The sequence below is a fragment of the Parabacteroides sp. TM07-1AC genome, from assembly GCF_003480915.1.
Classification (GTDB): Bacteria; Bacteroidota; Bacteroidia; order Bacteroidales; family Tannerellaceae; genus Parabacteroides; species Parabacteroides chongii.
On the sequence record NZ_QUKD01000010.1, the window covers coordinates 1 to 24,691 of the forward strand.

Genomic DNA, 24,691 nt, shown 5'->3' on the forward strand with positions numbered 1-24,691 from the left:
GAAAGCCGGATGAAACGCCAGCTTACACAAAACGTGGCACATGAGTTGAAAACACCTGTCAGCAGCATTCAGGACAATGCGATAGCCTACGCCGGAGAAGGAAGCCAAATCATTGTGAATTGCTATAAGGAAGACCCTAAATTCTATTATTTCAGTTTTGCCGATAATGGTGTCGGTATCTCGGAAGAACATATCAACCGTATCTTTGAAAGATTCTATCGGGTAGATAAAGGACGAAGTCGCAAGGTGGGCGGAACCGGACTGGGATTGTCTATCGTTAAAAACGGGGTCAATTTCCATAAAGGACAAATCTCCGCTAAAAGCAGTCCGGGGAAAGGAGTTACTTTCTTTTTTACTCTGAAGAAAAAGCTGTAAACAAAAATTACACGCATATATGTATCTCTTTCACTTCTTTTAATCAATAATAAAACGTATGTTTGCTCAGAGAAACAAAAAATATAAATTATGAGCCCCGATTTTGATTATACTCAATTCCCATACACCTTCGCTCACTGCCTGAACAGCGAATGTCTGCGTGCTGAACAATGCCTGCGTCGGCAAGTGACCTTACGTATGCCCAAAGAAAGAGGATTGGTAACTGTTGTGAACCCGAACCATGTTTCGCCTTCCGGAGAAGATTGCAAATTATTTGTTCTCGACCAGCCGGAACAATATGCACGAGGAATTACTCATCTGCTCGACCGAGTTCCGCACAATGATGCAGTTTTTATCAAACAACAAATGATAGCGCATTTCGGACAAACAAACTACTATCGCTTTTTCCGAAAGGAACGTCTTGTTAAACCGCATGAACAAAAATATATAAGACAACTGTTTCAGAAAAGAGGAGTAACAGAAGAACCCGTCTTCGACGAATATGTAGAATATTACGACCTACAACGGAAGAAATAAAGCCGGAAACTCTCTTTGTATATTCTGTCTTTTTGTAAATAAGACTGACCGTTAAAATCAATCTTATTTACAAAAAGACAATAAAGTAAATGAAGTGGCTAATCAGATGAAATCCAATAATAACTTTTTCAATTTTCTCCGACTATGAAAGATACGACTTTTCACAGTGCCCAACGGTTCTCCTGTCTTGTCTGCAATTTCTTTATATTTAAAACCTGAGACATACAAATGAAAAGTAATATAATTTTTTTCAGATAAAGTTTTCATCGCTTTTTGAATTTCTTCTGAATCAAAACGGTTATCCACAACCGCTAAATGAGAGTTATCTTTTGCATCAAAAGTATTTGTCGGATCAGATAATATATATAAATTGCCACGGCGTTTTTTAGCCAAATAATCATTTATAAATATATTACGCATGATGGCATACAACCATCCTTTGAAATTAGTATCCATAGCATACAAATCTTTATTCTGCAAAGCTCTTAAAATGGTCTCTTGCAACAAGTCGTCAGCATCATAATCATTGACAGCCAGTTTAAGAGCATAACGGAAAAGATCATTTTGTACAGCCAACAATTCATGGGTGAAGTTGAAATTTTCCATGTCATCATGTCATAGTTTATAATAGATATTTATCAGGAAGGCATCTCCTCCTTTTCAGGGGAGAAGAATGCCTTCCGTCAAAGCAGGCTAAAAGAAACTATTTCACTTCGATGGATTTAGACTCCTTCTTGTTTTCTTCGTTCTGTACTTTTGGAATACTAATCGATAACACACCATGTTCTACTTTTGCCGATATTTTATCTTTCTCTACATTATCAGGCAAGAGTATTGTCTGTTGGAATTTTGAGTAAGAAAACTCACGTCGCAAATAATGCTTTTCTTTTTTCTCCTCCTTTTTTTCATCCTTCTTTTCCATACTGATTACCAGGTTATTGTCTTCATCCAAGTTGACTTTAAAATCATCCTTTGTCATACCAGGAGCCGCCAATTCCACATGATAATCTTTCTCATTCTCAACCACATTGATGGCCGGAGCTGTTGCATTTGCTCTTTCCATCCATCCGGTGTCAAAGAAATCGTTAAAAATACTCGGTAACCAATTCTGATTTTTCTTTACAGGCATCATTTTTACCTCCTTTTTTAAATTGTTAATAATTAAAATAACTAATACAAGATTCGTCTTATGCGTTAGTCTCGGAAGGGGTTATATGGCAATTCACGTGAATATCTTTTGGCCAAAATATAGAACAACTCTATAAAAACATCAGTCACATATACTCGGGATTGATACAATTGTTTACAAAAAGAATATATGGACATATCGACCTCTTTGGTAAAAGCAAGGAGTGCAGCAATCTGGTTAGCCATATACCGTTCATGTTCAGCCAGCCTGTCCAGGGCTTCCAACAGATTTTTCCATTTTTCAGGTTTCCAGCTTATTTCTCTCATCCTTACATATCCTCCACATTGATAAACTTGTTTCATCATACAATAAACCCTCTCCATATTATCATGGGGTTGCATATCTAACCAGGAGGCCAGTACAGGTAAATCCTGCTCTTTAAAATAAACCAGTAATGACAAATAGAAGTTAGCAGACCATATTTCCATACTTATCAACTCATTGATGGCAATTTCTATTCGTTTATCCATTATTTCTAAGATTAAAAGGTGAATAAATTCCAATTCGTAATAAAGACAAGCTAAGCTGTGACATTTAGTCATAAATATTATCTATTTTATGACTATTCGTCCAGTTATTTTTCTGTAAAAGTTAATAGAAGCCCTCTCCTTTAAAATATATCCCTCTAAAAATCAAGGAAATAAATTCTAAAGAACCATAATACAGAAAGACATTAACAGTTCGTATCTTTCAATAAGTAAATATTTTATATTCTCTATCAGACATCAGGGAAACGGTTTGGCATACATTTTGTAGACAGAGATATACAAATAAAGAAAAGAGATAGATACAGAATGATCGAGGACATGACAATTGATAATTCTCCGAAGAGAAGAAAAAGCGAAAGTAGGGGAAATGAGAAGAAACAGAACTTCCTTTTTTAAATTCATTGCTTTCATAATGCTCAATATCAGTCAACTCTGTTCCCTAGAGCTGTATTCATATATATAGGTAAAGCGTGGGAACTTTAGCATTACCGTTCAGAAGTATCCCCATACTCACTACAAGTAATACATAAGCCCCACGCCTATATAATATATATTCAATGAATGAGCATATGCAATATAGTCCGCGGAGCGTTTGTTTGTATTATCCATTGTAGTCTTGAAATTGGGGATTTCCTGAACACGGATAAATCTTTAAACGCTTTATACTTCTCTAAAAAGTGATGCAAATATAAAGATTTTAGAATAAAATGAAACAAAACATCTTATTTTTTTAAGTTCAATTTAAAAATCATGAGGTCGGTAGCATTATTGAACTACAGCCCTTTTTATTACTAAGCATAAGCCAAAGTCAACCTCTCTTAGATATCAGGTTCTTAGTAGCCTAACAAAAACAATTAAACGCCAGGCTGTTAAAGCATATTATATAATACAATTTTATTTCCATATATTATGAAAATTCTATTTCATATATTGTGAAAATAGTTTTTCACAATATAAGCAAAAAAACTAGCATAATATAAGCAAATAATTTTATGCCCCGGGTAACCTTTGCCTGAATCCGTATAGTTTTGACTAATCCTAAGTAGACATACAAAAAGTGACCTGTTTCACAACAGGTCACCTCTATTTATTGCAAGTGTGCAGTAGCACTAAATCAAATAAAAGAAATTTGGTGAGAGTAATATATAAAGGTAGCGTATTTCACAACAGGCTACCTTTTTACGCATTCAACAAAGCGCTGCAATCGGAATTGTAATAAAACAAAACAGTACTTATCTTAAAAGCGTAATACGTAATAAATCTAAATTACATGGGAGATATGTTTCACAACAGATCTTCATAAACCGTATAACAATACATACTATAGCTGCTACAACAACAAAGTCTTCAAAAAGTTTAATCATGTAAAAAAAAATGGCTACTTTCACAAGTAACCATTTTTTATGTAGTAAGTGTTGCTGTTAAGTAAAGATGAGATTCTCATAAGCAAACGGGAGATCATGTACCTAAACAATCGATATACCAAGCAACCAGCAACACAATATAACCGATACAACAAATAAGTATTTCAAAAAGTTTAATTTCAGGAAAATTCATACTCTATCAACGTTCGGATATCGGAACATAAGTTGTTTCTTCCAATACGTTTTTATACGCCGGACGGATAATACGTTTACCGTCGAAATGAAGCTCTTCGATACGATGAGCTGTCCAACCGACGATACGAGCCATGGCGAACAGCGGTGTATAGATTTCCTGTGGCAGGCCGATCATTTCATAAACGAAGCCGGAATAGAAGTCCACGTTTGAAGAGACGCGTTTCTTCGTTCCTTTATGTTTGGCGAAACATTCGATAGCACGTTCTTCCAGCAGTTCGAGGAAGGCAAATTCTTCTTCACGTCCCTTTTCCTTTGCCAGATCACGAGCCAGTTCCTTCAAGACAATAGCACGCGGGTCGGATATTGTATAAACGGCATGACCGATACCATAGATCAGCCCCGTTTTATTGTAGGCCTCCTTATTCAGCATACGCATGAAATAAGTATCGATTTCATCCACATTCTTCCAATCACCGATATTTTCTTTCAGATGATTGAACATATCTACAACCTGGATATTGGCACCTCCGTGCAACGGGCCTTTCAACGAACCGATACCGGCTGCAATGGATGAATAGGTATCCGTTCCGGTCGAACTGGTTACACGAACAGTAAAGGTCGAGTTGTTACCGCCACCGTGCTCGGCTTGCAAGACAAGCAATAAATCGAGTGTACGTGCATCGAGTTCGGTAAAGTCTTTTTTCAGCATGTGCAGGAAGTTTTCTGCAAGCGACAGGTTTTCATGCGGATGGCGGATATGCAAAGAACGTCCGTGTGTACTATGACGGAAGATATTATATGCATAAGCGATGATAGTCGGGAAACGAGAGATCAGTTCGATGGACTGGCGCATCAGATTGTCGCGCGAAGTATCGTCCGGATTCGGATCGAAAGTATACATTTCCAAAACACTACGGGCAAGGATATTCATAATATTCTGTCCTTCCAGATCGAGGATATTCATTTTGGTCTTCTGCTCCAACGGCATGTTATCACAGATCAGGCCTTTGAAAGAGGCTAGTTCTTCCTTATCGGGCAACTTACCGGAAAGCAGCAGATAAGCCACTTCCTCAAAACCGAAACGTTTCTCTTTAATCAGGGCATGTGCCAAATCTTCCACATCATAGCCTCTGTAAAACAGTTTACCGGGGATAGCCTTCAAACCACCGTTATCCGGCAGACGTTCGTAGCCTACTACGTTACCGATCTTGGTCAGTCCGACCAAAACACCACTGCCGTCTTCGTTACGCAGACCACGTTTCACATTATACATCGGAAAAAGTTCATTGTCGATCTTACAAGCATCCTTTGATGCATCCGACAGCTTATAGATAAGATATTCTTTCTTCATGACTAATTATTTTATGAGGTTACAATAAAGATATGATACAATCACCAAACTCCCTGGTGCCAAGAGATTTTCCTGCCGGCATGAAACGAGCCAGGTCATTCGTTGCTTCACCTTTCGAAAAAGCATTTTCCATAGCAGCCGTAATCAGGTTGGCTGCTTCATTCCATCCCATATATTCAAGCATCATCACGGATGAAAGCAAGAGGGACGACGGGTTTACAATATCTTTTCCGGCAATGTTAGGAGCCGTGCCGTGTGTTGCTTCGAAAATAGCATAACCGCTGTCGTAATTGATATTGGCGCCGGGAGCAATTCCGATACCGCCCACCATAGCAGCCAGCTGATCGGAGATATAATCGCCGTTCAGATTGAGTGTTGCGATGACGGAATATTCTTCCGGGATCAATAAAGTGTTTTGTAGAAAGGCATCGGCAATAACATCTTTGATGATGACTTTTCCGGCTGCAGAGGCATCGAACATGGCTTTAACGGCCTCGGCTTCGCCTTTCTCCTTTTTGATCTTTTCATATTGTGGCCAGGTAAATGTCTTGTCGGCAAACTCACGTTCTGCCAGGGCATAACCCCAAAGTTTGAAACCACCTTCAGTGAACTTCATAATATTGCCTTTATGTACAAGCGTTACACTCGGTAATTTATTGGTCAGGGCAAATTCGATAGCAGCACGCACCAGGCGTTCGGTTCCTTCTACGGATACGGGTTTTACGCCGAATGAAGAGGTTTCGGGGAAACGAACTTTGGTCACTCCCATTTCTTCCGTCAGGAACTTCAGAAACTTACGGGCTTCGGGCGTTCCTTGTTGCCATTCGATACCGGCATAGATATCTTCGGTATTCTCACGGAAGATATACATATCGACCTTCTGTGGTTCGCGTACCGGAGAAACAACCCCTTTGAACCAACGGACGGGGCGCAGACAGACATAAAGATCCAAAGTCTGGCGCAAAGCGACATTCAGCGAGCGGATACCACCGCCGATCGGAGTGGTCAACGGACCTTTGATACCGACCATATATTCGCGGAAAGCATCCATCGTTTCATCAGGAAGCCAGCTTCCGGTCTTGTTGAAAGCTTTCTCACCCGCCAATACTTCTTTCCATTCGATGGACCGTTTACCGTCATAGGCTTTTTCGATAGCTGCATTTACTATCTTTTGGCAGACCGGCGTGATCTCTGCTCCTACGCCATCTCCTTCGATAAAAGGAATAATGACCTTATCAGGGACGATCAAATGGCCTTTTTGTTTTGTTATTTTATTCATTATGATAGTTTATTTATTAATTCAGATGTTGTCAAATTTGAGCCTATTCGTGTCATTGTCTTCAACAAGGCTTTGCCTTGTGCCGTAGGCTCTATTTTGCCGTCGGTTTTAACCGACGGATATAAAAGACAGGAGGCAAAGCCTCTTCCTTTGTGGGCTTAAGCCCCTTTAAAACAGGGACTACCATTATATGTCTAAAGGGGTTAAAACCCACAGAGGAATCCGGCAAAGCCAGAACATTTAATCTATCCGTCGGTTAAAAACCGACGGCAAAAGAGAGCCTGCGGCATGAGGCTCCGCCTCATAAAAGACTCAGTTTTTTCTATTAATGTGCTACATTCAGTGCCGCCCCAGCCTTGAACCATTTGATCTGCAAATCGTTGTATGTATGATTTACCGGGAATGATTCCTGCGAACCGTCTGCATGTGTAAGAACGGCTGTCAATGGCTTATCGGGTGCAAAGTCTTTCAGACCGACGATGGAGATATGATCGTTTTCACGGATCTTATTATAATCATCTTTATTTGCAAACGTCAGGGCAAGCATTCCCTGTTTCTTTAGGTTCGTCTCGTGGATACGGGCAAAACTTTTGGCAAGGATCACCTTTACATTCAGGAAGCGGGGTTCCATAGCAGCATGTTCGCGGGAAGAACCTTCGCCGTAGTTCTCTTCGGCAACAACGATGGACGAGATTCCTTTTGCCTTATATTGCTTGGCAACGGCAGAAACAGCTTCATATTCATCAGTAAGCTGGTTCAATACGGCATTTGTCTTACCATTGAAAGCGTTGACAGCTCCCATCAACATATTGTCGGATATATTTTCCAGATGTCCACGGAAACGGAGCCAAGGACCTGCCATCGAAATATGGTCTGTCGTACATTTTCCTTCCGCCTTGATAAGTAATGGCATGTCCAACAGGTCGTTGCCATCCCACGGAGCAAAAGGCTGCAAAGCCTGCAAACGGTTTGACTCAGGATTGATCTTTACATCCGTATTCTTTCCGGTCGGAGCCAGATAACCATTATCTTTTACATCAAATCCTTTAGGTGGGAAATCGGTTCCCTGCGGTTCACGGAGCTTTACTTCACGACCGTCTTCCGTCTTCAACGTATCGGTCAACGGATTGAAACAAAGGTCACCGGCAATAGTCAGTGCCAGCGTCAGTTCCGGAGAAGCAACAAAGGCATGTGTGTTCGGATTGCCATCCGCACGTTTGGCGAAATTACGGTTAAAGGAGGTTACAATAGAATTTTTACGGGTATTATCGTCGGTATGACGTTTCCACTGGCCGATGCATGGTCCACAGGCGTTTGCCATGATGGTCGCTCCCACTTTCTCGAAGTCGCCGATAATACCATCGCGTTCGGCAGTATAGCGGATCTGTTCCGATCCCGGATTGATGATCAGCGGAGCGGCAACAGGAATCTTATCTTCAAAAGCCTGACGAGCGATAGAGGCGGCACGACTCAAATCCTGATAAGATGAGTTCGTACACGAACCGATCAGGCCTACCTCCATCTTACGGGGATAACCGTTCGCTTTTACTTTAGCAGCAAATTCAGAGATAGGCGTTGCAGCATCGGGAGTAAACGGACCGTTGATATGCGGTTCCAGTTCAGACAGGTTGATCACGATCACCCGGTCGTAATATTCGTCCGGCTGCGCCCTCACTTCCATATCGGCTTCCAAATAATCCTGGATAGCATCGGCCCAGGCAGCAACCGTATCACGTCCGGTTGCACGCAGATAAGTAGCCATATTCAGGTCGTATGGGAATAACGAAGTTGTTGCTCCTACTTCAGCACCCATATTACAAATAGTAGCTTTCCCGGTTGCGGAGATAGAAGATGCGCCTTCACCGAAATATTCGATAATGGCATTCGTTCCTCCTTTTACGGTCAGGATACCCGCCAACTTCAAAATGACATCTTTGGGAGAAGCCCAGCCGTTCAAACGTCCGGTCAGTTTGACACCGATCAATTTAGGCATCTTCAGTTCCCACTCCATACCGGTCATGACATCGACCGCATCAGCGCCACCGACTCCGATAGCAACCATTCCCAAACCACCGGCATTCGGTGTATGAGAATCCGTACCGACCATCATTCCGCCGGGGAATGCATAGTTTTCCAGCACAACCTGGTGGATAATTCCGGCTCCCGGTTTCCAGAAACCGATACCGAACTTATCGGATACGGATTTGAGGAAGTCATACACTTCGCTATTTCCTTTGGTAGCCGTTTCAATATCCGCTTTCGCTCCGATATTCGCCTGGATCAGGTGATCGCAGTGGACGGTTGCCGGAACAGCGGATTTGTCTTTCCCTGCATTCATAAATTGCAGTAAAGCCATCTGAGCTGTTGCATCCTGCATCGCCACACGGTCGGGACGGAAGTTTACATAATCATCCCCACGCCTGAACAGGCGGAGTGCTTCTTCATCATATAAATGAGCATATAAGATTTTTTCGGCCAATGTCATCGGACGACCGATCTTTTCACGCGCCGCATCTACCCGTTTCGGGAAATTGGAATAAAAGCTTCTCAGCATTTCAATGTCGTACACCATATTATAATCTTATTAGTTGTTTGTTTATCAGAATTAAGACACGCTAATGTATATATAAATAAAACACCTTTTATTCAATAATGTCTATGAGACCATAGAGGTTGTCTATACCAAATAAAAAAGTTCGCCTTACGTTCATTTATAAAACGCGCGGCGAACTTATTTTGTTCAATAGATATTAACGAAATCTATGTTTATTATTTTTTAGATTCTTTCCACTTATCGGCATAACTATGAAGAATGGAGGCAATTCCCTCTCCGATCCGTACATAATCACCTTGGTTCAGATTTGCCAGCGAAGCGCGGATAGACCATTCAGGAGCATCGAAACCACCTCCGTTCAGAAGGACAAGCGCCGTTTCCTGCGCCAGGCGGAATACGACATCAACCGGTTCGTAATTGGCTTTCAGATACTCTACAAACTCATCACCGTAGAACTTCTTTGCCCAAACTTCCATATCGATCTCACTGTAATAACCGGCACGAAGCGGATCATCCAGCAAGGTAAATCCTGTACTTTCCCAAAGTGTATGCAGACGTTCGTGGATAATATCCACCATCCGCGACTGATACAGGTTTTCGGTATCCAGGATAGAGAAGGAAGCGAACAGAGCCATCTGGGTCTGTTGCGGCAGGGAAAGACCGGCTGTATGATTAAGTGCCACCTGACGGCTGTCGGCAACCATACGGTCGATGAACTTCATTTTCGACGGATCGAGCATGATGCTGCTGTAGCGTTTTGTCAGAGCAGCTTTCTTGTCATCCGGCAGCTCGGCAATCATCCGGTCGTAGATATTCTTTTCGTGCAAAGAGACAACAGCCAGACGCCAGCCTGTCGCCCCGAAGTACTTGGAGAAGGAATAGACACATAAAGTATTGTCTGGCAATTCAGCCATCAAGGAACGGAAACCAGGAACATAAGTTGCATATACATCGTCCGTAATGATCATCAGATCGGGATTGTAATTAGTTACGATATCGACCAGGCGTTCCGTCAATCCGTGTGTCAGTGCATAAGAAGGCGGATTGCTCGGGTTGACGATAAAGGCAGCCTTGATCGATTTATCTTTCAACAGATCCAGGTCCTTTTCCTGATACTGCCAGGTATGATAACCGTCACCTGTCATTTTCAGAGCATGTATTTCGGTTACGTCGAACAGATAACGAGCCTGCTCGGGTATTTCGATATACGGTGTAAAAACCGGGGCGAAAAGGACAATCTTATCCCCTTTATTCAACAGAAAGTTCTGCTGCAGGGAATCAAAGATGTAACACATAGCTGCCGTTCCGCCTTCGGTAGCGAAAAGGTCAAATTTACCTTCCGGAGGAAGACCGTTACAAAGAGCCTGGTCCAGATAATCACGGACAAGGACTTCCGTATATTTTAAAATACGATCAGGTATAGGATATTGATCGCCTATTACGCCTTCCGCCCATTCATGGACCAGGTCGTTTTCATCGACACCTTTTTCGCGTACCATATAATTATAGGTATCACGCAAAAGCTTCGAGCCGGGCGTTCCTTCGTGCTTATCCAAAAATTCCCGGAAACGATAAGCGATACTCGGTTTCTGAGGAACACCGGCAAGGCCGACCATACCGTCTTCCAATTTCGTTCCCCGGCGACATTCTTCCAAACCGAACTGACCGAGCAGGAAAAAGGCTTCACGGGGTGTAGTGGCAATCCAGTTCGGATTACCGCGTCCGGCATTCAACATGATGTGTGTGCTTTTACGTGCACTTTCATCTGCGAGGTCGATCAGGATATTCTTCAATTCGAACGGACTGATCTCCGACATCTTCTTTTCGTATTCACGGGTAACTACGATTTTCTTTTTCTCTTCCATATTATATAATGTATAGTTTATGATTTACATCAACAGCACGATAACCACTCCCCAAATAATCAAAAGAGTATTACCTACTGCATAAGTGACTGTATAACCTAATGCAGGTGTCTGGCTCTCTACCGCATCTTCCACAGCACCGAGAGCGGCAGTCGTGGTACGCGCACCGGAAGTACAGCCGAGGGTGATAGCGGGATGAAATTTAAAGAGATAACGCCCCATCAGGACACCGGCTATCAGCGGAATAGTCGTAGCCAGGGCACCGATAACAAACAGGCTCACCCCTACTTCTTTGAATCCGGTCACGAAACTCGGCCCAGCCGTAATCCCGACGACGGCAATGAACATATTCAGCCCGACATTATTCAATACCCAAAGTGAAGGTTCCGGAATACGTCCGAATGTAGGATGTTTGGAACGAAGCCATCCGAACACCAAGCCGGCAATCAATGCCCCTCCACTCGTACTCAGACTGACAGGAATATCCCCGAAGTGGATAGCCAGCGAACCGATTATCCCACCGATAAAGATACCCAATCCGACAAAGATCATATCCGTCTGATTCGTCGGACGGTCGGCATAACCTAATGTGGCAGCCGCCTCGTTCACCTCCAGCTTGGTTCCGACCAATTCGAGCATATCGCCCGGATCGATCCGGGTCGCAGCCAATACCGGAATACTGATTCCGGCACGTTTAATATTCTTAATACTGACACCATGCATCACCTTTTCCTTACGGAGCTGTGCCACCGTCATACCGGCAAATTTCTTACGGGAGATCAATACCGGCAATGTCTCAGCAGGGAAGTCCAGCAAATCGATATCGTTCACTTCGTCACCTATCCAATCTTCCTCACCGATCACGAACTCCCGCCGTCCGCTCAGGACCACCTCGTTTCCTTTCTGAAGCATCAAGTCCGGTTTCACATCATAAATGACATTATTGATACGGACACGCTCCACAAACAAGCGACGGCCCTGCTCTTCCAGGTAATCTTCCAGTTCCTGCACGGTCTTACCTGCACCAAACCAGTCGTTGCTTATCTTATAAGCCCGGAAAGTGATAGGACGTGCTGCAGGCATAAATCCCGGTTGTTCGCTCTCGTCGTCATTCCCCATTTTAGCTTCCAGCTCTTTACATGCTTTCTTCACGGATGCCAGTCCGCCCAGCAGGCGGGGTGCCACATCACTCATGATCCACGCCGAACCTGCCGTACCGAAAATATACGAGACGGCATAAGCGACAGGCATCACGTTAATCATAGCCGTTTTATCGGCAGCACTCAGACTGCCCTGATTGATTGTATCTTCCGCAACTCCCAATACGGCTGAAATTGTCTGCGAGCCGGCCAGCAGCCCGGCAGCTTCACCCGCATTATATCCCATCAGCTTGGCCAGAAGGAAAGGGATGAACAAACAGAACAGACACATCAAGGCAGCAAAAAGCATCTGCGGAAGTCCTTCCTTCTTCAGTCCGCGAAAGAACTGTGGCCCTACGCTGTAGCCTACAGCGAACAGGAATAAAAGAAAGAATACCGATTTAATAGGTGCACCGATATCAATGTGCAATTGCCCGATTAATACTCCGACCAGCAGAACACTGGTTACTGTTCCCAAAGAAAATTTCCCTATTTTAAATTTACCGATCCAGAAGCCCAATGCCAGCGTCAAAAAGATGGCGAGTTCCGGATAATGTTTGAGTAAATCTGCAAACCACTCCATATATTAATTGTTTGGCGTTAATATTACAGGCATAATTATATGCCCGGTTTTCACTGTGGTAGATGGAACAGTATCTGTAAGGAAGTTGTTCCAAAAGATTCAATTAAGAGAACATAAAATCCACCTTATTTTAAATAAATTTCTATCTTTGTCTCCGCTTTGGTGATACGGTAACATTCCGTTATTCGTATAAAAGGGAATCCGGTTAGAATCCGGAACAGTGCCCGCTACTGTGAAGCCCTCAACAAAGGAAAGCATTCTTACACCACTGTCCGACAAAAGGATGGGAAGGTCGCTTTCCGGGCAAGTCAGGAAACCTGCCAAAGTTATTATATCATATTCTCCCGGGGTCAGGAGGCTGATAAGAAAAGGGTTACCGACAGCCGGTATGTGATTTGTCGCATTCGTACGTTATCTCTTAATTTATTATATATGAAACATTTACTATTATTTATTGCTTGTATGCTGGCACCTATGTGCTGGGCACACGACGGCGAGAACTTCGAGGCATCAGACATGCTCGCTTCTATGCAACCGGGCGACAAAGCTGCCCTATTAATGGTGCATTTCGGTACCACGTACGACAACACCCGCGCTCTCACTATCGACGCGATCAACCAAAAAGCAAAAGCCGCCTTCCAGGATATGGAAGTACGCGAAGCCTATACTTCCCGTATCGTTGCACGCCGCCTGAAAGCACGCGGCATCGAAAAGCTGAATCCGGTCGAAGCCTTGGAAAAACTGAAAGCAGACGGATATACACACATCCTTGTCCAGTCCACCAACATTATAGAAGGAGTGGAAATGGAATCACTTCGTAAAGACATTGCTCCGCTGGAAAAAAACTTCAAAGACATACGCATCGGCAACCCGTTGCTTTATACTCCCCACGACTTTGAAAATGTAATAGCAGCCGTTACAAAGAACGGAGCTAAAGAAGGCGCAACAATTCTTGTCGGACATGGTACTTATACACCTGCCACAGCACAGTATGCCATGATGGATTACATGCTGCAGTCCAAAGGATATACTAATTACCATGTAACAACCGTAGAAGGTTATCCCTCTTTCGGCGATATGGTTGCCAAACTGGATGCAAGCAGTGTAAAGAAAGTATTACTGATGCCTTTCATGTTCGTTGCCGGCGACCACGCCAACAACGACATTGCCGGTGATATGAAAGAGGAACTGGAAGGCAAAGGTTATCAGGTATCTGTCTTTATGCAGGGGCTGGGACAAAATCCGGAAATCCAGGATATATTTATCGATCATGCCAGGTTCGCAGCCAAACACAAGATGATCGATATAACCAGTAAGAAGAAAAAGTACGCAGCAGAAAAAGATTAATACTTAGACTTAGAACATCTGACAATCCAATTATTCCAATAAAATACATTATCTTTGTTGGTACTGATGAAATCAGAATCAATAACTCAAAGCTAAAAGATGAGCACAGGAAAAATAATCGTAGCCGGGATCGGTCCCGGCAGCGAATCAGATATTACACCGGCAGTTCTATCCGCCATCCGCCAGTCGGATGTTATCGTTGGGTATAAATATTACTTCCAGTTTATTGAATCAGCGATCCGTCCTGATGCGATCTGCATCGATTCGGGAATGAAACGGGAAAAAGTACGTGCCGAAGAAGCATATAATTATGCAACCGAAGGCAAAGTAGTAACAGTTATCAGTTCCGGTGATGCAGGTATTTACGGAATGGCTCCGCTTATTTATGAAATGCAGCGCGAAAAAGGAAGCAACATCCCTATCGAAGTTCTTCCCGGTATCAGTGCATTCCAGAAAGCAGCCTCCCTGCTGGGCGCTCCGGTAGGTCATGATTTCTGTGTGATCTCCCTCTCCGACCTGATGACTCCCTGGGAGCTGATAGAGAAGCGTATCAAAGCGGCAGCGATGGCCGACTTTATCACAGCGATCTACAATCCCAAAAGCGAAGGCCGCTACTGGCAGCTGTATCGTCTGATCGAACTTTTCCTGCAGGAACGCGATCCGCAGACACCTGTCGGTTTTGTCCGCCAGGCAGGACGTGAAGAGCAGAAAGTGACGATCACCACCCTGGCAGAGTTCGATCCGGAACAAGTAGATATGTTCACTGTTGTTCTGATCGGCAACTCACAAACTTACCGGTTCGACAACAAGATGATTACACCACGCGGCTATTACGGTGAAATCAAGATGGGTAAAGCAGAAACTGGTATTGGACAAGATATTATGATCCGCAGTTTTCGCACCATCGAGAAAGAACTGAAAAACAAAGATATTCCGTTAGATAAAAAATGGGCATTGCTGCATGCGATCCATACGACAGCCGATTTCGATATGGAGAATATATTGCGAATCGATGATAATGCCGTATCCTCTTTATATGAGAAACTGAGCACCAGCACTGTCCGTACCATCATCACCGACGTTACCATGGCAGCATCCGGTATCCGTAAAGGAGCTTTGCAGCGTATGGGCATCGAGGTGAAATGCTATCTGCAGGATGAGCAGACTGTTGCTCTTGCTTCTGAAAAAGGCATCACCCGCACACAAGCCGGCATCCGGATCGCCGTCAGCGAACATCCGGACGCTTTATTTGTCTTCGGCAATGCACCGACGGCACTGATGGAATTATGCGACCTGATCCGCAAGGGGAAAGCAACTCCTGCCGGAATTATCGCAGCCCCCGTCGGTTTCGTGCACGTGCAGGAATCCAAACATATGGTGAAACCGTTTACCTCCATTCCCAAACTGATCGTGGAAGGACGTAAAGGCGGAAGTAATCTGGCCGCAACACTAGTAAATTCTATACTTTGTTATAACGACGCTATTCATTTAAAACCAGGAAGAGACGTATGAGAACTCAATTTATCGTCATCGGCATCCCCGATGACCCCAATTACATCAGCAAGAGTAATAAAATCGTAGATATAATCAATGGCAACACCTATTTTTCAGGCGGAAAAAGACATCATGAGATACTGAAGCCTTTTCTGCCGGAAGATGCTGTATGGATCGATATAAAAGCACCGCTCGACGATGTTTTCAACGAGTACGAATATCATCAGAAGATTGTCGTATTTGCTTCGGGCGACCCTTTGTTCTACGGATTCGCCTCAACGATCCTCAAACGGATGCCGGATGCTGAAATAACGCTCCTGCCCTCGTTCAACTCGTTGCAAATGCTTTCACATGAACTGAAAATATCCTACAACGACATGAGCATGGTTTCCCTTACCGGTCGCCCGTGGCATGAACTGGACCGTGCGTTGATAGAGAACAGGGCCAAAATCGGTATTCTGACCGATCACGTACATACACCGGCAGCCATTGCTATGCGTTTGCTGAAATATGGTTTCACACAATATAAAATGTATATCGGTGAACACCTGGGAAATCCGGAAAAGCAACGCGTCTCACGTTCGCTTGCTCTGTCGGAAGTGGAAGAACATCCGATCGACAGCCCGAACTGCGTAATCCTGCAACGGATGTATAACGACATCACATATCGTCCTTTGGGCATTCCCGACAAGATGTTCGAACTGCTCGACGGACGGGAACGGATGATCACCAAAGCTCCTGTCCGCGTACTCGATATGAGTGCCTTGATGCTCCCTATGTGTGATCATTTCTGGGACATCGGTTTCTGCACCGGCTCTGTATCCATCGAAGCGAAACGCCAGTATCCGCATCTGCATATCCACGCGTTTGAAATACGCAAGGAGTGCTGGACGCTGATGGAGAAAAACAGTTCCAAACTGGGAGCACCCGGTATCGATGTGCATATATGCGACTTCATGGAGGAAGATGTTTCCGACCTGCATGCTCCCGATGCTGTATTTATCGGAGGACATGGCGGAAAACTGAAGGAGATCGTACAGAAAGTAGCCCGATACCTGGCTCCCGACGGTCTGCTGGTATTCAACTCCGTATCGGAAGAAAGTGAAAAGCTGTTTGTCGAAGCCGTCCGCGAAGCCGGATTAAAACTGGACGATCCGCTGGATGTAAGTATCGGCGATTACAATCCGATCACCATACTGAAGGCTTTCAAAGAAGCAAAATAAGTAAACTATGAATAAAAAATCTATAGCAATTGTCGTGGTATCGGTCAGCAGCCTGCCCCTGGCACGACAAATCAAGAAACAATATCCCGACGCGGTTATCTACAGTAAAGAATCGCAAGAGGAAACGGTCGTGATGGAGTCTATCGATTCCATTGTAGGAGACCTGTTCCTCCAGTCGGATGCCATTATTTTTATCGGGGCAATGGGAATATGTGTACGCTGCATTGCACCTTATGTAATGGATAAGCATACCGATCCTGCCGTGGTTTGCATCGACAGTACCGGCAAATATATCATTCCGGTTTTATCCGGACATATCGGAGGCGCAAACGAACTAAGCATAGAACTAGCACAGATACTGGGAGGGAACGCGATCGTCACCACCCAAAGCGACAACACCGGCCTATGGGCACTCGATACACTGGCGGAGAAATTCGGCTGGTCGGTCGTAGCCGACGATCTGACTGACAATGAAAATGCAATGAATGCCTGTATCGCTGCTTTCGTCAATAAAAAGCCGACAGCTCTGTTACTGAATGTCCGCGATAAAGGAACGGAATATCTCGAACAAAGCTGTCCTGAACACGTTCAGATATTCAATAAATTCTCCGACATTCCGCTCGACCAGTTCGAGCTGGTGATTACTGTCGGACCGTTCATTTATGAGGCAGAGATTAAGATGGTATCTTATTTCCCGAAAGTATTGCATCTGGGTATAGGTTGCCGGAAAGGGCTGAAAGGCGATCCGATAGAAATGCACCAGCATATCATCGCCACGCTGATCGATAACAACCTCTGTCCCGAATCCTTGGTGGACCTCTCTTCCATCGATCTGAAAAAGGACGAAGCCATACTCGCTCTGCTGGCATACGGCATCATGGATTGTCCTTTCAAGACATACCCGGCGGATGTCTTGAACAAACTGTCCGTTCCGAATCCTTCCGCTAAAGTAAAAGAGGTGACCCAGTCGTCAAGCGTTGCTGAAGCTGCTGCCATACAAAGTGCAGGAGGAGGTTTGCTGCTGCTGGAGAAACAAAAAGGGCAGTTAGGCGAACAGAATGATTATACATTCGCAGTGGCAATGGATAAATCCGTTCAGCGGCAAGGCCATATCGAGATAGTCGGTGCCGGTCCCGGCAATCCGGAACTGATCTCTATCCGTGGCCGTAGGATGCTGGAAAAGGCGGATCTGATCTTATATGCCGGAAGCCTGGTTCCGAAAGAGCTTACTTTCTGTGCCAAACCGGAAGCTACTGTACGCAGTTCGGCAGACATGAACCTGGAAGAGCAGTTCATGCTGATGAAAGAGTTTTACGACAAAGGCAAATTCATTGTCCGACTACATACCGGTGATCCTTGTATCTATGGAGCGATACAGGAACAGATGGCTTTCTTCGATCAATATAATATGAGTTATCATATCACACCGGGAATTTCCTCTTTTCAGGCTGCTGCTGCCGCTTTACAGTCGCAGTTTACCATTCCGGAAAAGGTACAGACCATTATTCTAACCCGGGGTGAAGGCCGTACACCGATGCCTGAAAAAGAGCAACTGCACAAACTAGCAGCCAGCCAGAGCACGATGTGTATTTATCTCAGTGCCGGGATTGTGGATAAAGTGCAGGAAGAACTTCTTCAACATTATGCGCCTACCACACCCGTTGCCGCCTGCTACAAACTGACCTGGAAAGACGAACGTATCTATCGGGGCGAATTGAAAGACCTGGCAAAGATAGTCAAGGACAATCATCTGACATTAACGACCTTATTGGTAGTCGGAGATGCGATCGACAACCGGGAAGGCTTATCGCGTCTGTACGCCGACGAGTTCAAACATCTGTTCCGCAAATAACATTATCAGAAAGAACGATGATACTGATATTAGGAGGGACAACGGAAGGACGTGCCAGTGTACGCATCGCTGATGAAGGAAGCGGACCTTATTATTATTCAACCAAAGGATCGCTTCAGGAGATAGAATGCGCACACGGTATCCGGCTGACCGGAGGCATGGACACGGCTAGTATGGAAATCTTCTGCCGTGAAAAAGGTATCCGCCTGCTGATCGATGCCGCCCATCCTTTTGCCACAGCCCTGCATCGGACAGTGGCAGAAGTTTCTACCTCCCTCCAACTGCCGGTTATCCGCTACGAACGGCGTTATCCGCCGCGCGACCCGGAATTGGTATGGTGTAACGACTATGCCGATGCAATCCGTAAATTGGACGAACAGGGTACACACAATTTACTTGCACTAACCGGAGTCAACACAATTGCCCCTCTTCGTCCCTGGTGGGAAAAATATCCCACATGGTTCCGTATACTCGAACGGGAAGAATCGCTCGCCATTGCCATGAAGCAAGGATTTCCGTCAGAGCATTTGCTTTTCTATCAGGAAGAAGATGATGCCGGCGAATGGATGGATCGGCTACAGCCGGATGCCATTATCACCAAAGAAAGCGGACAAACCGGTTATTTCACGGAAAAAGTAACTGCCGCCCGTAAGCGTTCGATCCCGGTATTTGTCGTTAAACGTCCGGCACTTCCCGAAACATTCTACTTTGTTTACGGAGAAGACGGATTGCGCAAGCAAATAGAACGGCTATTGCCGGAATTCTTCCCTTTGCATCATGGCTACACGACCGGAGCTTGTGCCACAGCAGCTGCCAAAGCGGCACTAATTGCACTGCTCAATAAGGAGAAACAAACCCAATCCTCCATCACTTTGCCATCAGGCGAATTGATCACTTTACCTGTCGCAGAAACCGAATGGGAAGGCGACAGTGCCATCTGCTCAGTCATCAAAGATGCAGGGGACGACCCGGACGTGACCAACGGCTCTAAAATCATTGCGAAGGTGACTCTCTCAAAGGAATCCGCCTCTGCTCCCATCCGTTTTGTCGCAGGCACGGGAGTCGGTACGGTAACATTACCTGGCTTGGGACTGGAAGTCGGTGGTCCTGCTATCAACACAACACCCCGCAAGATGATAGTGGAAGAGTTGACTGCCGTTTTAGAAGAATACCGGCAATCTATTCCCCATAATGCAAAAACGACAGAAGTCTGCGGACTGACAGTCACTATCTCCGTTCCCGGAGGTGAAGAGTTGGCAGCAAGAACATTCAACCCGAAACTGGGTATCGTCGGCGGCATCTCCATTATCGGGACATCGGGCATCGTACGCCCTTTCTCGACCGATGCTTTTATCGCCTCCATCCGTAAAGAAGCGGAGGTTGCCAAAGCTATCGGTTGCACGACACTCATAATAAACTCCGGTGCTAAAAGCGAACGGTATCTGAAAGCCCGTTACCCCGAACTACCTCCACAGGCATTCGTTCATTACGGAAACTTTATCGGCGAAACCCTAAAGATAGCCTCATCGCTCGACTTCCCCCTGGTAGTTATGGGTATCATGATCGGTAAAGCAGTCAAACTGGCCGAAGGCTTCCTCGATACGCACAGTAAAAAGGTAGTGATGAATAAAGACTTCCTGAAAGATTTGGCGCATCAGGCAGGCTGTGCCGAAGACACAATCCAAAAGATCGACACCATCACGTTAGCCCGCGAACTATGGCAATTGCTTCCTGCAGAAGAACAAGAAGCATTCTTCAATCTCTTATTGAAAAGATGCCATGAACATTGCACCCCACTCCTGCCTAAAGGAGAATTATCTATCTTATTGATAACGGAAGAAGGAGTTATTTGGAAATAACCAACCACTTTTCGATGTTACGAGTCTTTGCACTGAAATTCACTCCGATGCGGAACAACGTACGCGGATCGGATGCGAACGGAAGGGCGTAGCCTTTGTCGTCAATTTGTTGCAATGCCTCTTCTGCTGTGCCGTCGAGTTTGAACTCCATGACATAAATGAAACAGTCGGTCTGCAAGATCAAATCTACACGGCCTTCGGAGGTATGGTATTCCGCTTTTACATAGAAGCCCAACAACTTAAAAACAATAAAGAGCACATTTTGGTAATGTAGCTCCAGATCACGAACCAACTCATAAGGTGTATCGGCAAAGAAACTTTGCAGTCGCCGGAAAAAGGCATCGTAATTGCCTTCGTAAACTTCCTGGGCAAACTTCTTGATTTGGAAAGTAGTATCGACTTTGCTCACCGGAGTATAATAAGGAAGAAGATATTTGACAAACCCTTCTTCTACCTCTTTATTGGGAAAGCCCAGACGATAAAGGCCAAAGGTCTTGTCGTATCCCTTGATCGTCAGGTAACCGCTTTGATAGATTACCGGTATGGGATTTCTCGAAATGGCATCGATGCTGTTCAGTACATCGGCATCGGTCTCGGTATGTGCCATCCGGTAAAGGTCGTAGTTTGATTTTTGCAACAACTTTACCAAATAGGTTGGAGTTCCGGTTTCGAACCAGTAGCTACCGAATTTCTTCTTTGACAATGTATTCAGTAAGCTGAATGGATTGTAAATACCCACAGAATTTTCAACGAAGTGATAGCCGTCATAAGAAGCCTCCAGTTCCGTACAAGTTTCTTCATACGTTATATCGAGCGCGGAAGCCAGTGCCTGGATATCTTCTTCAAAATCACGATGCAACTCCTCTTCGTTTATACCACAGATGGAAACATAAGGCTTCCACATTGATATATCATCCAAATTATTCAGATCGCTGAACACACTTACTTTGCCGAACTTGGTTACACCTGTGAGGAAAGCAAACTGGATATACCTGTCCATACTCTTCATCACACCGTAAAAGGCTTTCAGGGTATTGCGGTATTCGTTTTGCAACTCCTCATTGTCAATGGCCTGCAACATAGGTTTGTCATATTCGTCAACCAGGATGACTACACGGCGTCCTGCCTGCATGCTGGCTCGTTCAATGACACCGGCAAAGCGTAAAGCCAGGCTTTTTTCTGCCGGATCGGAACCATATAATTCTTCCCAGGCAGATAACTTACGGTTCAGCATGTCGTCCAAATCGTTTACCTGATCGTATTTTGCAGCATTCAAGTCGAGATGAAACACCGGATAGGTCAGCCAATCTTTTTCCAACTGTTCAACAGCCAGTCCTTCAAAAAGTTCTTTTTTACCTTTAAAATAAGCTTCTAATGTGGAAATCAAGAGACTTTTGCCAAAACGACGGGGGCGGCTCAGGAAATAGTAGCTACCGGTTTTTACCAATCGATACATCAATTCGGTCTTATCTATATACAGATAACCTTCTTTTCTGATTTTCTCGAAATCCTGTATCCCTATCGGGTATTTTCTGGTATACATTGTTTCCATATATCCGCGCATTTTAAAAGTACAGATACAAAGATAGAAATAATAAAGGCGTTACCTTTATATTTATTATAAAAGAACTTGTTATGAGTAAAATTTCAGTAAAGATCAAACGAAAGAAGTCAGCGAAACCGGGTCGGCCTATGCCCGTTTACCTGCAGATCATCTATTGCCGCAAAGTGGCGCGCATACCTTTGGGGATCAAACTGTCCGACAACGAATGGGACGAACAAGAAGGATGTATCCGCATACCTCCCGGCACTCCGCCGGAGCAAGTGTTGCACCTGTATTCATTAGATAGCCAAATAAAAGAACGGCAGCAGTACCTCTTCAATCTCATTCGTTTTCTGGAGAGGAACAACACCCTGTCGGTTGCCAACCTGCTGTCGGCCTGCAAGGAAAACGAAGATAAGAGGTCCCTGTATTCCTTTATGGAACAACTCAGCGAGCAATTCGCCCGGGAGGGAAAGAAAGCCACTTCGCATCATTACCGCAGTACGCTCAATACGCTTACTCTCTTTTCGGAAGGGAAAGACATACGGCTGGACGATATCGACGAAACGAAAGTGAAACAGCTGGAAACCTGGCTTATCGAAAAAGGACTCGCCCCCAATACCGTCTCCTTCTATCTCCGTATCACACAATCCTGTTGGAACAAGGCGGTCAAAACCGGACTTATCCCCAACGCCTCCTCCCCTTTCGCACAGGTCAATACCCGGGTGGAGAAGACCGCCAAACGTGCCGTAGAAGAAAAGGTGATCATACGGCTGGCCAAACTTACCGACAAGGAATTACAGTCGCCCGCCCTGAAATTCGCCCGCGATATGTTTCTCTTTTCCTACTATGCACGGGGCATGTCGTATATCGACCTCGCCCACCTCAAAAAGGAAAACATAAAAGGGGATACATTGACCTATAAGCGGCAGAAAACCGGACAGGAATTAAAGATACGTCTGCTTCCGGAAATGATCGCAATCATAAAACGTTATGCCTCCAACAGTCGCCGGAGACTATTCCCCATACTCAGCGATGATGCCACTTATATCAATTATGAAAGTGCCCTCCGGCTACAAAACAAACAGCTTAAAAAACTGGGGGAACTGGTAGGCGTGGAAAATCTCACGACCTATGTAGCCCGTCACACCTGGGCCAGCATTGCCAATCAAAAGGGAGTTCCGATAGAACTTATTTCTAAAGGGCTGGGGCATTCTTCCACGAAAGTGACGCTTATCTATATCGGTCTACTCGATAACCCGCGACTGGATCACGCGAATGATGTGGTAATATACGGTAAAATGAAGTATAAACACAAAAGTAATATGAATGCCTTTAGATATTCAGATGGGTATTCTGTCTCTTGGTAAGAGACGGAACGGATAGATATAGTATCTGTTAAAACGTCACAAATGTAATAACCTTTTTTGATATACTCTAGGTTTTTATCCGTTTTTTTGCACAAAGGAGCCTTAATATTCATACGGATTCCAATATGAATACATATTTTAAGGGAAGGAACCATTCAGTAAAATCTTTCCTTACATTCTCCAATATTCTGATTTCAACTAGTCACCCATCGTTTAAACTACTGTAATTTAACTGTTTACAAATTGTTTTATGTTTTTACTCTTTCAAATCTTCACTTTTCTTACGGGAAGAAGGCCAACTCCGGTTGATTTTTAAGCCTTACTAAAAAGCGTCAATCGTAACCAGTACTTATTTATACACTTTTTGTTTACCATTTTGTTTCACCGTAGCTTATAAACCACTTTTCCTTTATAAAAATCTCCCCATATAGTCAAAGCATCACACACCTCCTGCTTTCTTCGTTCCGTCTCTTACCAAGAGACAGAACGGACATAAAGCAAGAAAACAACATGTATAAACAGTTCTCCTTACTGCTACTATTACTACTTCCGTTCACTGTCAGCATATCCGGACAGCAGGTTGCACTGAAAACGAATGTATTGTTTCTGGCAACGGCAAGCCCTAATGCCGGTGTAGAGATCGGCATCGGAAAGAAGTTCTCTGTCGATATATGGGGAGCCTACAATCCCTGGAAGTTCAATAATAAAATGCATCTTAATTTCTACCTGGCTCAACCGGAAATACGCTACTGGTTCTGTCGCAAATTCGAAGGACACTTTATCGGCCTGCACGGTCATTACGGTCATTTCAATATCGGACAAATCCCTTTTATCCCCAACCTGGAACAACACGAACTACGCGGCACCCTCTACGGAGGCGGACTATCCTACGGCTATCACTGGGCTATCGGACGTCATTGGGGATTGGAAGCTACTATCGGAGCCGGCTATGCCCGGATGGAATATACCCGCTACAAATGCGTTGAATGCGCCGAACCGACCGGCTTCTATACGCGCAGTTACATCGGTCCCACACGGGCAGGACTTTCCATTATTTACTTCCTACGCTAATACAACAACGAGC

18 protein-coding genes and 1 riboswitch are annotated in these 24,691 nt (G+C 44.6%); of the genes, 9 read left to right on the forward strand and 9 right to left on the reverse strand.

The window, feature by feature from the left end; translation table 11 throughout:
• Both DXD68_RS18180 and DXD68_RS18185 read left to right on the forward strand, forming a co-directional pair.
• Positions 1 to 375: ATP-binding protein (locus DXD68_RS18180; RefSeq protein ID WP_233577216.1), on the forward strand; the 375-nt coding region annotated here is incomplete at its 5' end.
• 90 nt (positions 376 to 465) lie between these two features.
• A complete protein-coding gene (locus DXD68_RS18185; protein ID WP_122362930.1) occupies positions 466 to 912 on the forward strand; it encodes a DUF6078 family protein in 447 nt (148 codons plus the stop codon).
• A gap of 102 nt (positions 913 to 1,014) precedes the next feature.
• Here the strand turns inward: DXD68_RS18185 and DXD68_RS18190 are convergent, their stop codons facing one another.
• The 8 genes from DXD68_RS18190 to aspT form a co-directional block, all read right to left on the reverse strand.
• Positions 1,015 to 1,518, reverse strand: coding sequence for an RNA polymerase sigma factor (locus DXD68_RS18190; RefSeq protein WP_122362931.1), 504 nt, complete (start codon positions 1,516 to 1,518; stop codon positions 1,015 to 1,017).
• Between the two features lie 97 nt (positions 1,519 to 1,615).
• The gene (locus DXD68_RS18195; protein WP_122362932.1) at positions 1,616 to 2,044 is read right to left on the reverse strand and encodes an Hsp20/alpha crystallin family protein; all 429 of its coding nucleotides are present in this window, start codon (positions 2,042 to 2,044) and stop codon (positions 1,616 to 1,618) included.
• Between the two features lie 62 nt (positions 2,045 to 2,106).
• Positions 2,107 to 2,571: a ferritin-like domain-containing protein gene (locus DXD68_RS18200; RefSeq protein WP_122363092.1), complete on the reverse strand. Its 465-nt coding sequence runs from the start codon at positions 2,569 to 2,571 to the stop codon at positions 2,107 to 2,109.
• A gap of 1,581 nt (positions 2,572 to 4,152) precedes the next feature.
• On the reverse strand, positions 4,153 to 5,499 hold the full coding sequence (locus DXD68_RS18205; protein WP_122362933.1) for a citrate/2-methylcitrate synthase: 1,347 nt from the start codon (positions 5,497 to 5,499) through the stop codon (positions 4,153 to 4,155).
• Between the two features lie 19 nt (positions 5,500 to 5,518).
• Positions 5,519 to 6,778, reverse strand: a complete 1,260-nt coding sequence (gene icd / locus DXD68_RS18210; RefSeq protein WP_122362934.1) for an NADP-dependent isocitrate dehydrogenase — start codon at positions 6,776 to 6,778, stop codon at positions 5,519 to 5,521.
• A 325-nt stretch (positions 6,779 to 7,103) separates the two neighbouring features.
• The gene (locus DXD68_RS18215) at positions 7,104 to 9,350 is read right to left on the reverse strand and encodes an aconitate hydratase (protein WP_122362935.1); all 2,247 of its coding nucleotides are present in this window, start codon (positions 9,348 to 9,350) and stop codon (positions 7,104 to 7,106) included.
• A 197-nt stretch (positions 9,351 to 9,547) separates the two neighbouring features.
• Positions 9,548 to 11,197: a bifunctional aspartate transaminase/aspartate 4-decarboxylase gene (locus tag DXD68_RS18220; RefSeq protein ID WP_122362936.1), complete on the reverse strand. Its 1,650-nt coding sequence runs from the start codon at positions 11,195 to 11,197 to the stop codon at positions 9,548 to 9,550.
• Positions 11,198 to 11,221: 24 nt separating this feature from the next.
• A complete protein-coding gene (aspT, locus tag DXD68_RS18225; protein ID WP_122362937.1) occupies positions 11,222 to 12,919 on the reverse strand; it encodes an aspartate-alanine antiporter in 1,698 nt (565 codons plus the stop codon).
• Between the two features lie 143 nt (positions 12,920 to 13,062).
• Positions 13,063 to 13,259: riboswitch (cobalamin riboswitch) on the forward strand.
• Positions 13,260 to 13,351: 92 nt separating this feature from the next.
• Between aspT and DXD68_RS18230 the strand changes: the two genes are divergently transcribed.
• The 5 genes from DXD68_RS18230 to cbiD all read left to right on the forward strand — a co-directional run bounded on the left by DXD68_RS18230 (position 13,352) and on the right by cbiD (position 20,694).
• Positions 13,352 to 14,266 carry a sirohydrochlorin cobaltochelatase gene (locus DXD68_RS18230; protein ID WP_122363093.1) on the forward strand — a complete coding sequence of 305 codons (915 nt, stop codon included), beginning with the start codon at positions 13,352 to 13,354 and terminating at the stop codon, positions 14,264 to 14,266.
• Positions 14,267 to 14,365: 99 nt separating this feature from the next.
• Positions 14,366 to 15,778 (forward strand): precorrin-3B C(17)-methyltransferase, encoded by a 1,413-nt coding sequence (gene cobJ, locus DXD68_RS18235; RefSeq protein WP_122362938.1) that lies wholly within the window; start codon positions 14,366 to 14,368, stop codon positions 15,776 to 15,778.
• Entirely contained in the window at positions 15,775 to 16,983 is a 1,209-nt protein-coding gene (cbiE, locus tag DXD68_RS18240) for a precorrin-6y C5,15-methyltransferase (decarboxylating) subunit CbiE (protein ID WP_122362939.1), read from the forward strand. The genes cobJ and cbiE overlap by 4 nt, the downstream gene beginning before the upstream one ends.
• Positions 16,984 to 16,990: 7 nt before the next feature.
• On the forward strand, positions 16,991 to 18,835 hold the full coding sequence (gene cobM, locus DXD68_RS18245) for a precorrin-4 C(11)-methyltransferase (RefSeq protein WP_122362940.1): 1,845 nt from the start codon (positions 16,991 to 16,993) through the stop codon (positions 18,833 to 18,835).
• A gap of 17 nt (positions 18,836 to 18,852) precedes the next feature.
• Entirely contained in the window at positions 18,853 to 20,694 is a 1,842-nt protein-coding gene (cbiD, locus tag DXD68_RS18250) for a cobalt-precorrin-5B (C(1))-methyltransferase CbiD (protein WP_122362941.1), read from the forward strand.
• On the opposite strand, the gene DXD68_RS18255 is transcribed toward cbiD, so the two are convergent.
• Complete coding sequence (locus DXD68_RS18255) at positions 20,681 to 22,237, reverse strand: ATP-binding protein (RefSeq protein WP_199715767.1); 1,557 nt, start codon at positions 22,235 to 22,237, stop codon at positions 20,681 to 20,683. The genes cbiD and DXD68_RS18255 overlap by 14 nt on opposite strands.
• A gap of 92 nt (positions 22,238 to 22,329) precedes the next feature.
• On the opposite strand from DXD68_RS18255, the gene DXD68_RS18260 reads away from it, so the two are divergent.
• Complete coding sequence (locus DXD68_RS18260) at positions 22,330 to 23,607, forward strand: site-specific integrase (protein ID WP_122362943.1); 1,278 nt, start codon at positions 22,330 to 22,332, stop codon at positions 23,605 to 23,607.
• A gap of 510 nt (positions 23,608 to 24,117) precedes the next feature.
• Positions 24,118 to 24,678: a DUF3575 domain-containing protein gene (locus tag DXD68_RS18265; RefSeq protein ID WP_122362944.1), complete on the forward strand. Its 561-nt coding sequence runs from the start codon at positions 24,118 to 24,120 to the stop codon at positions 24,676 to 24,678.
• Positions 24,679 to 24,691 lie beyond the last annotated feature (13 nt).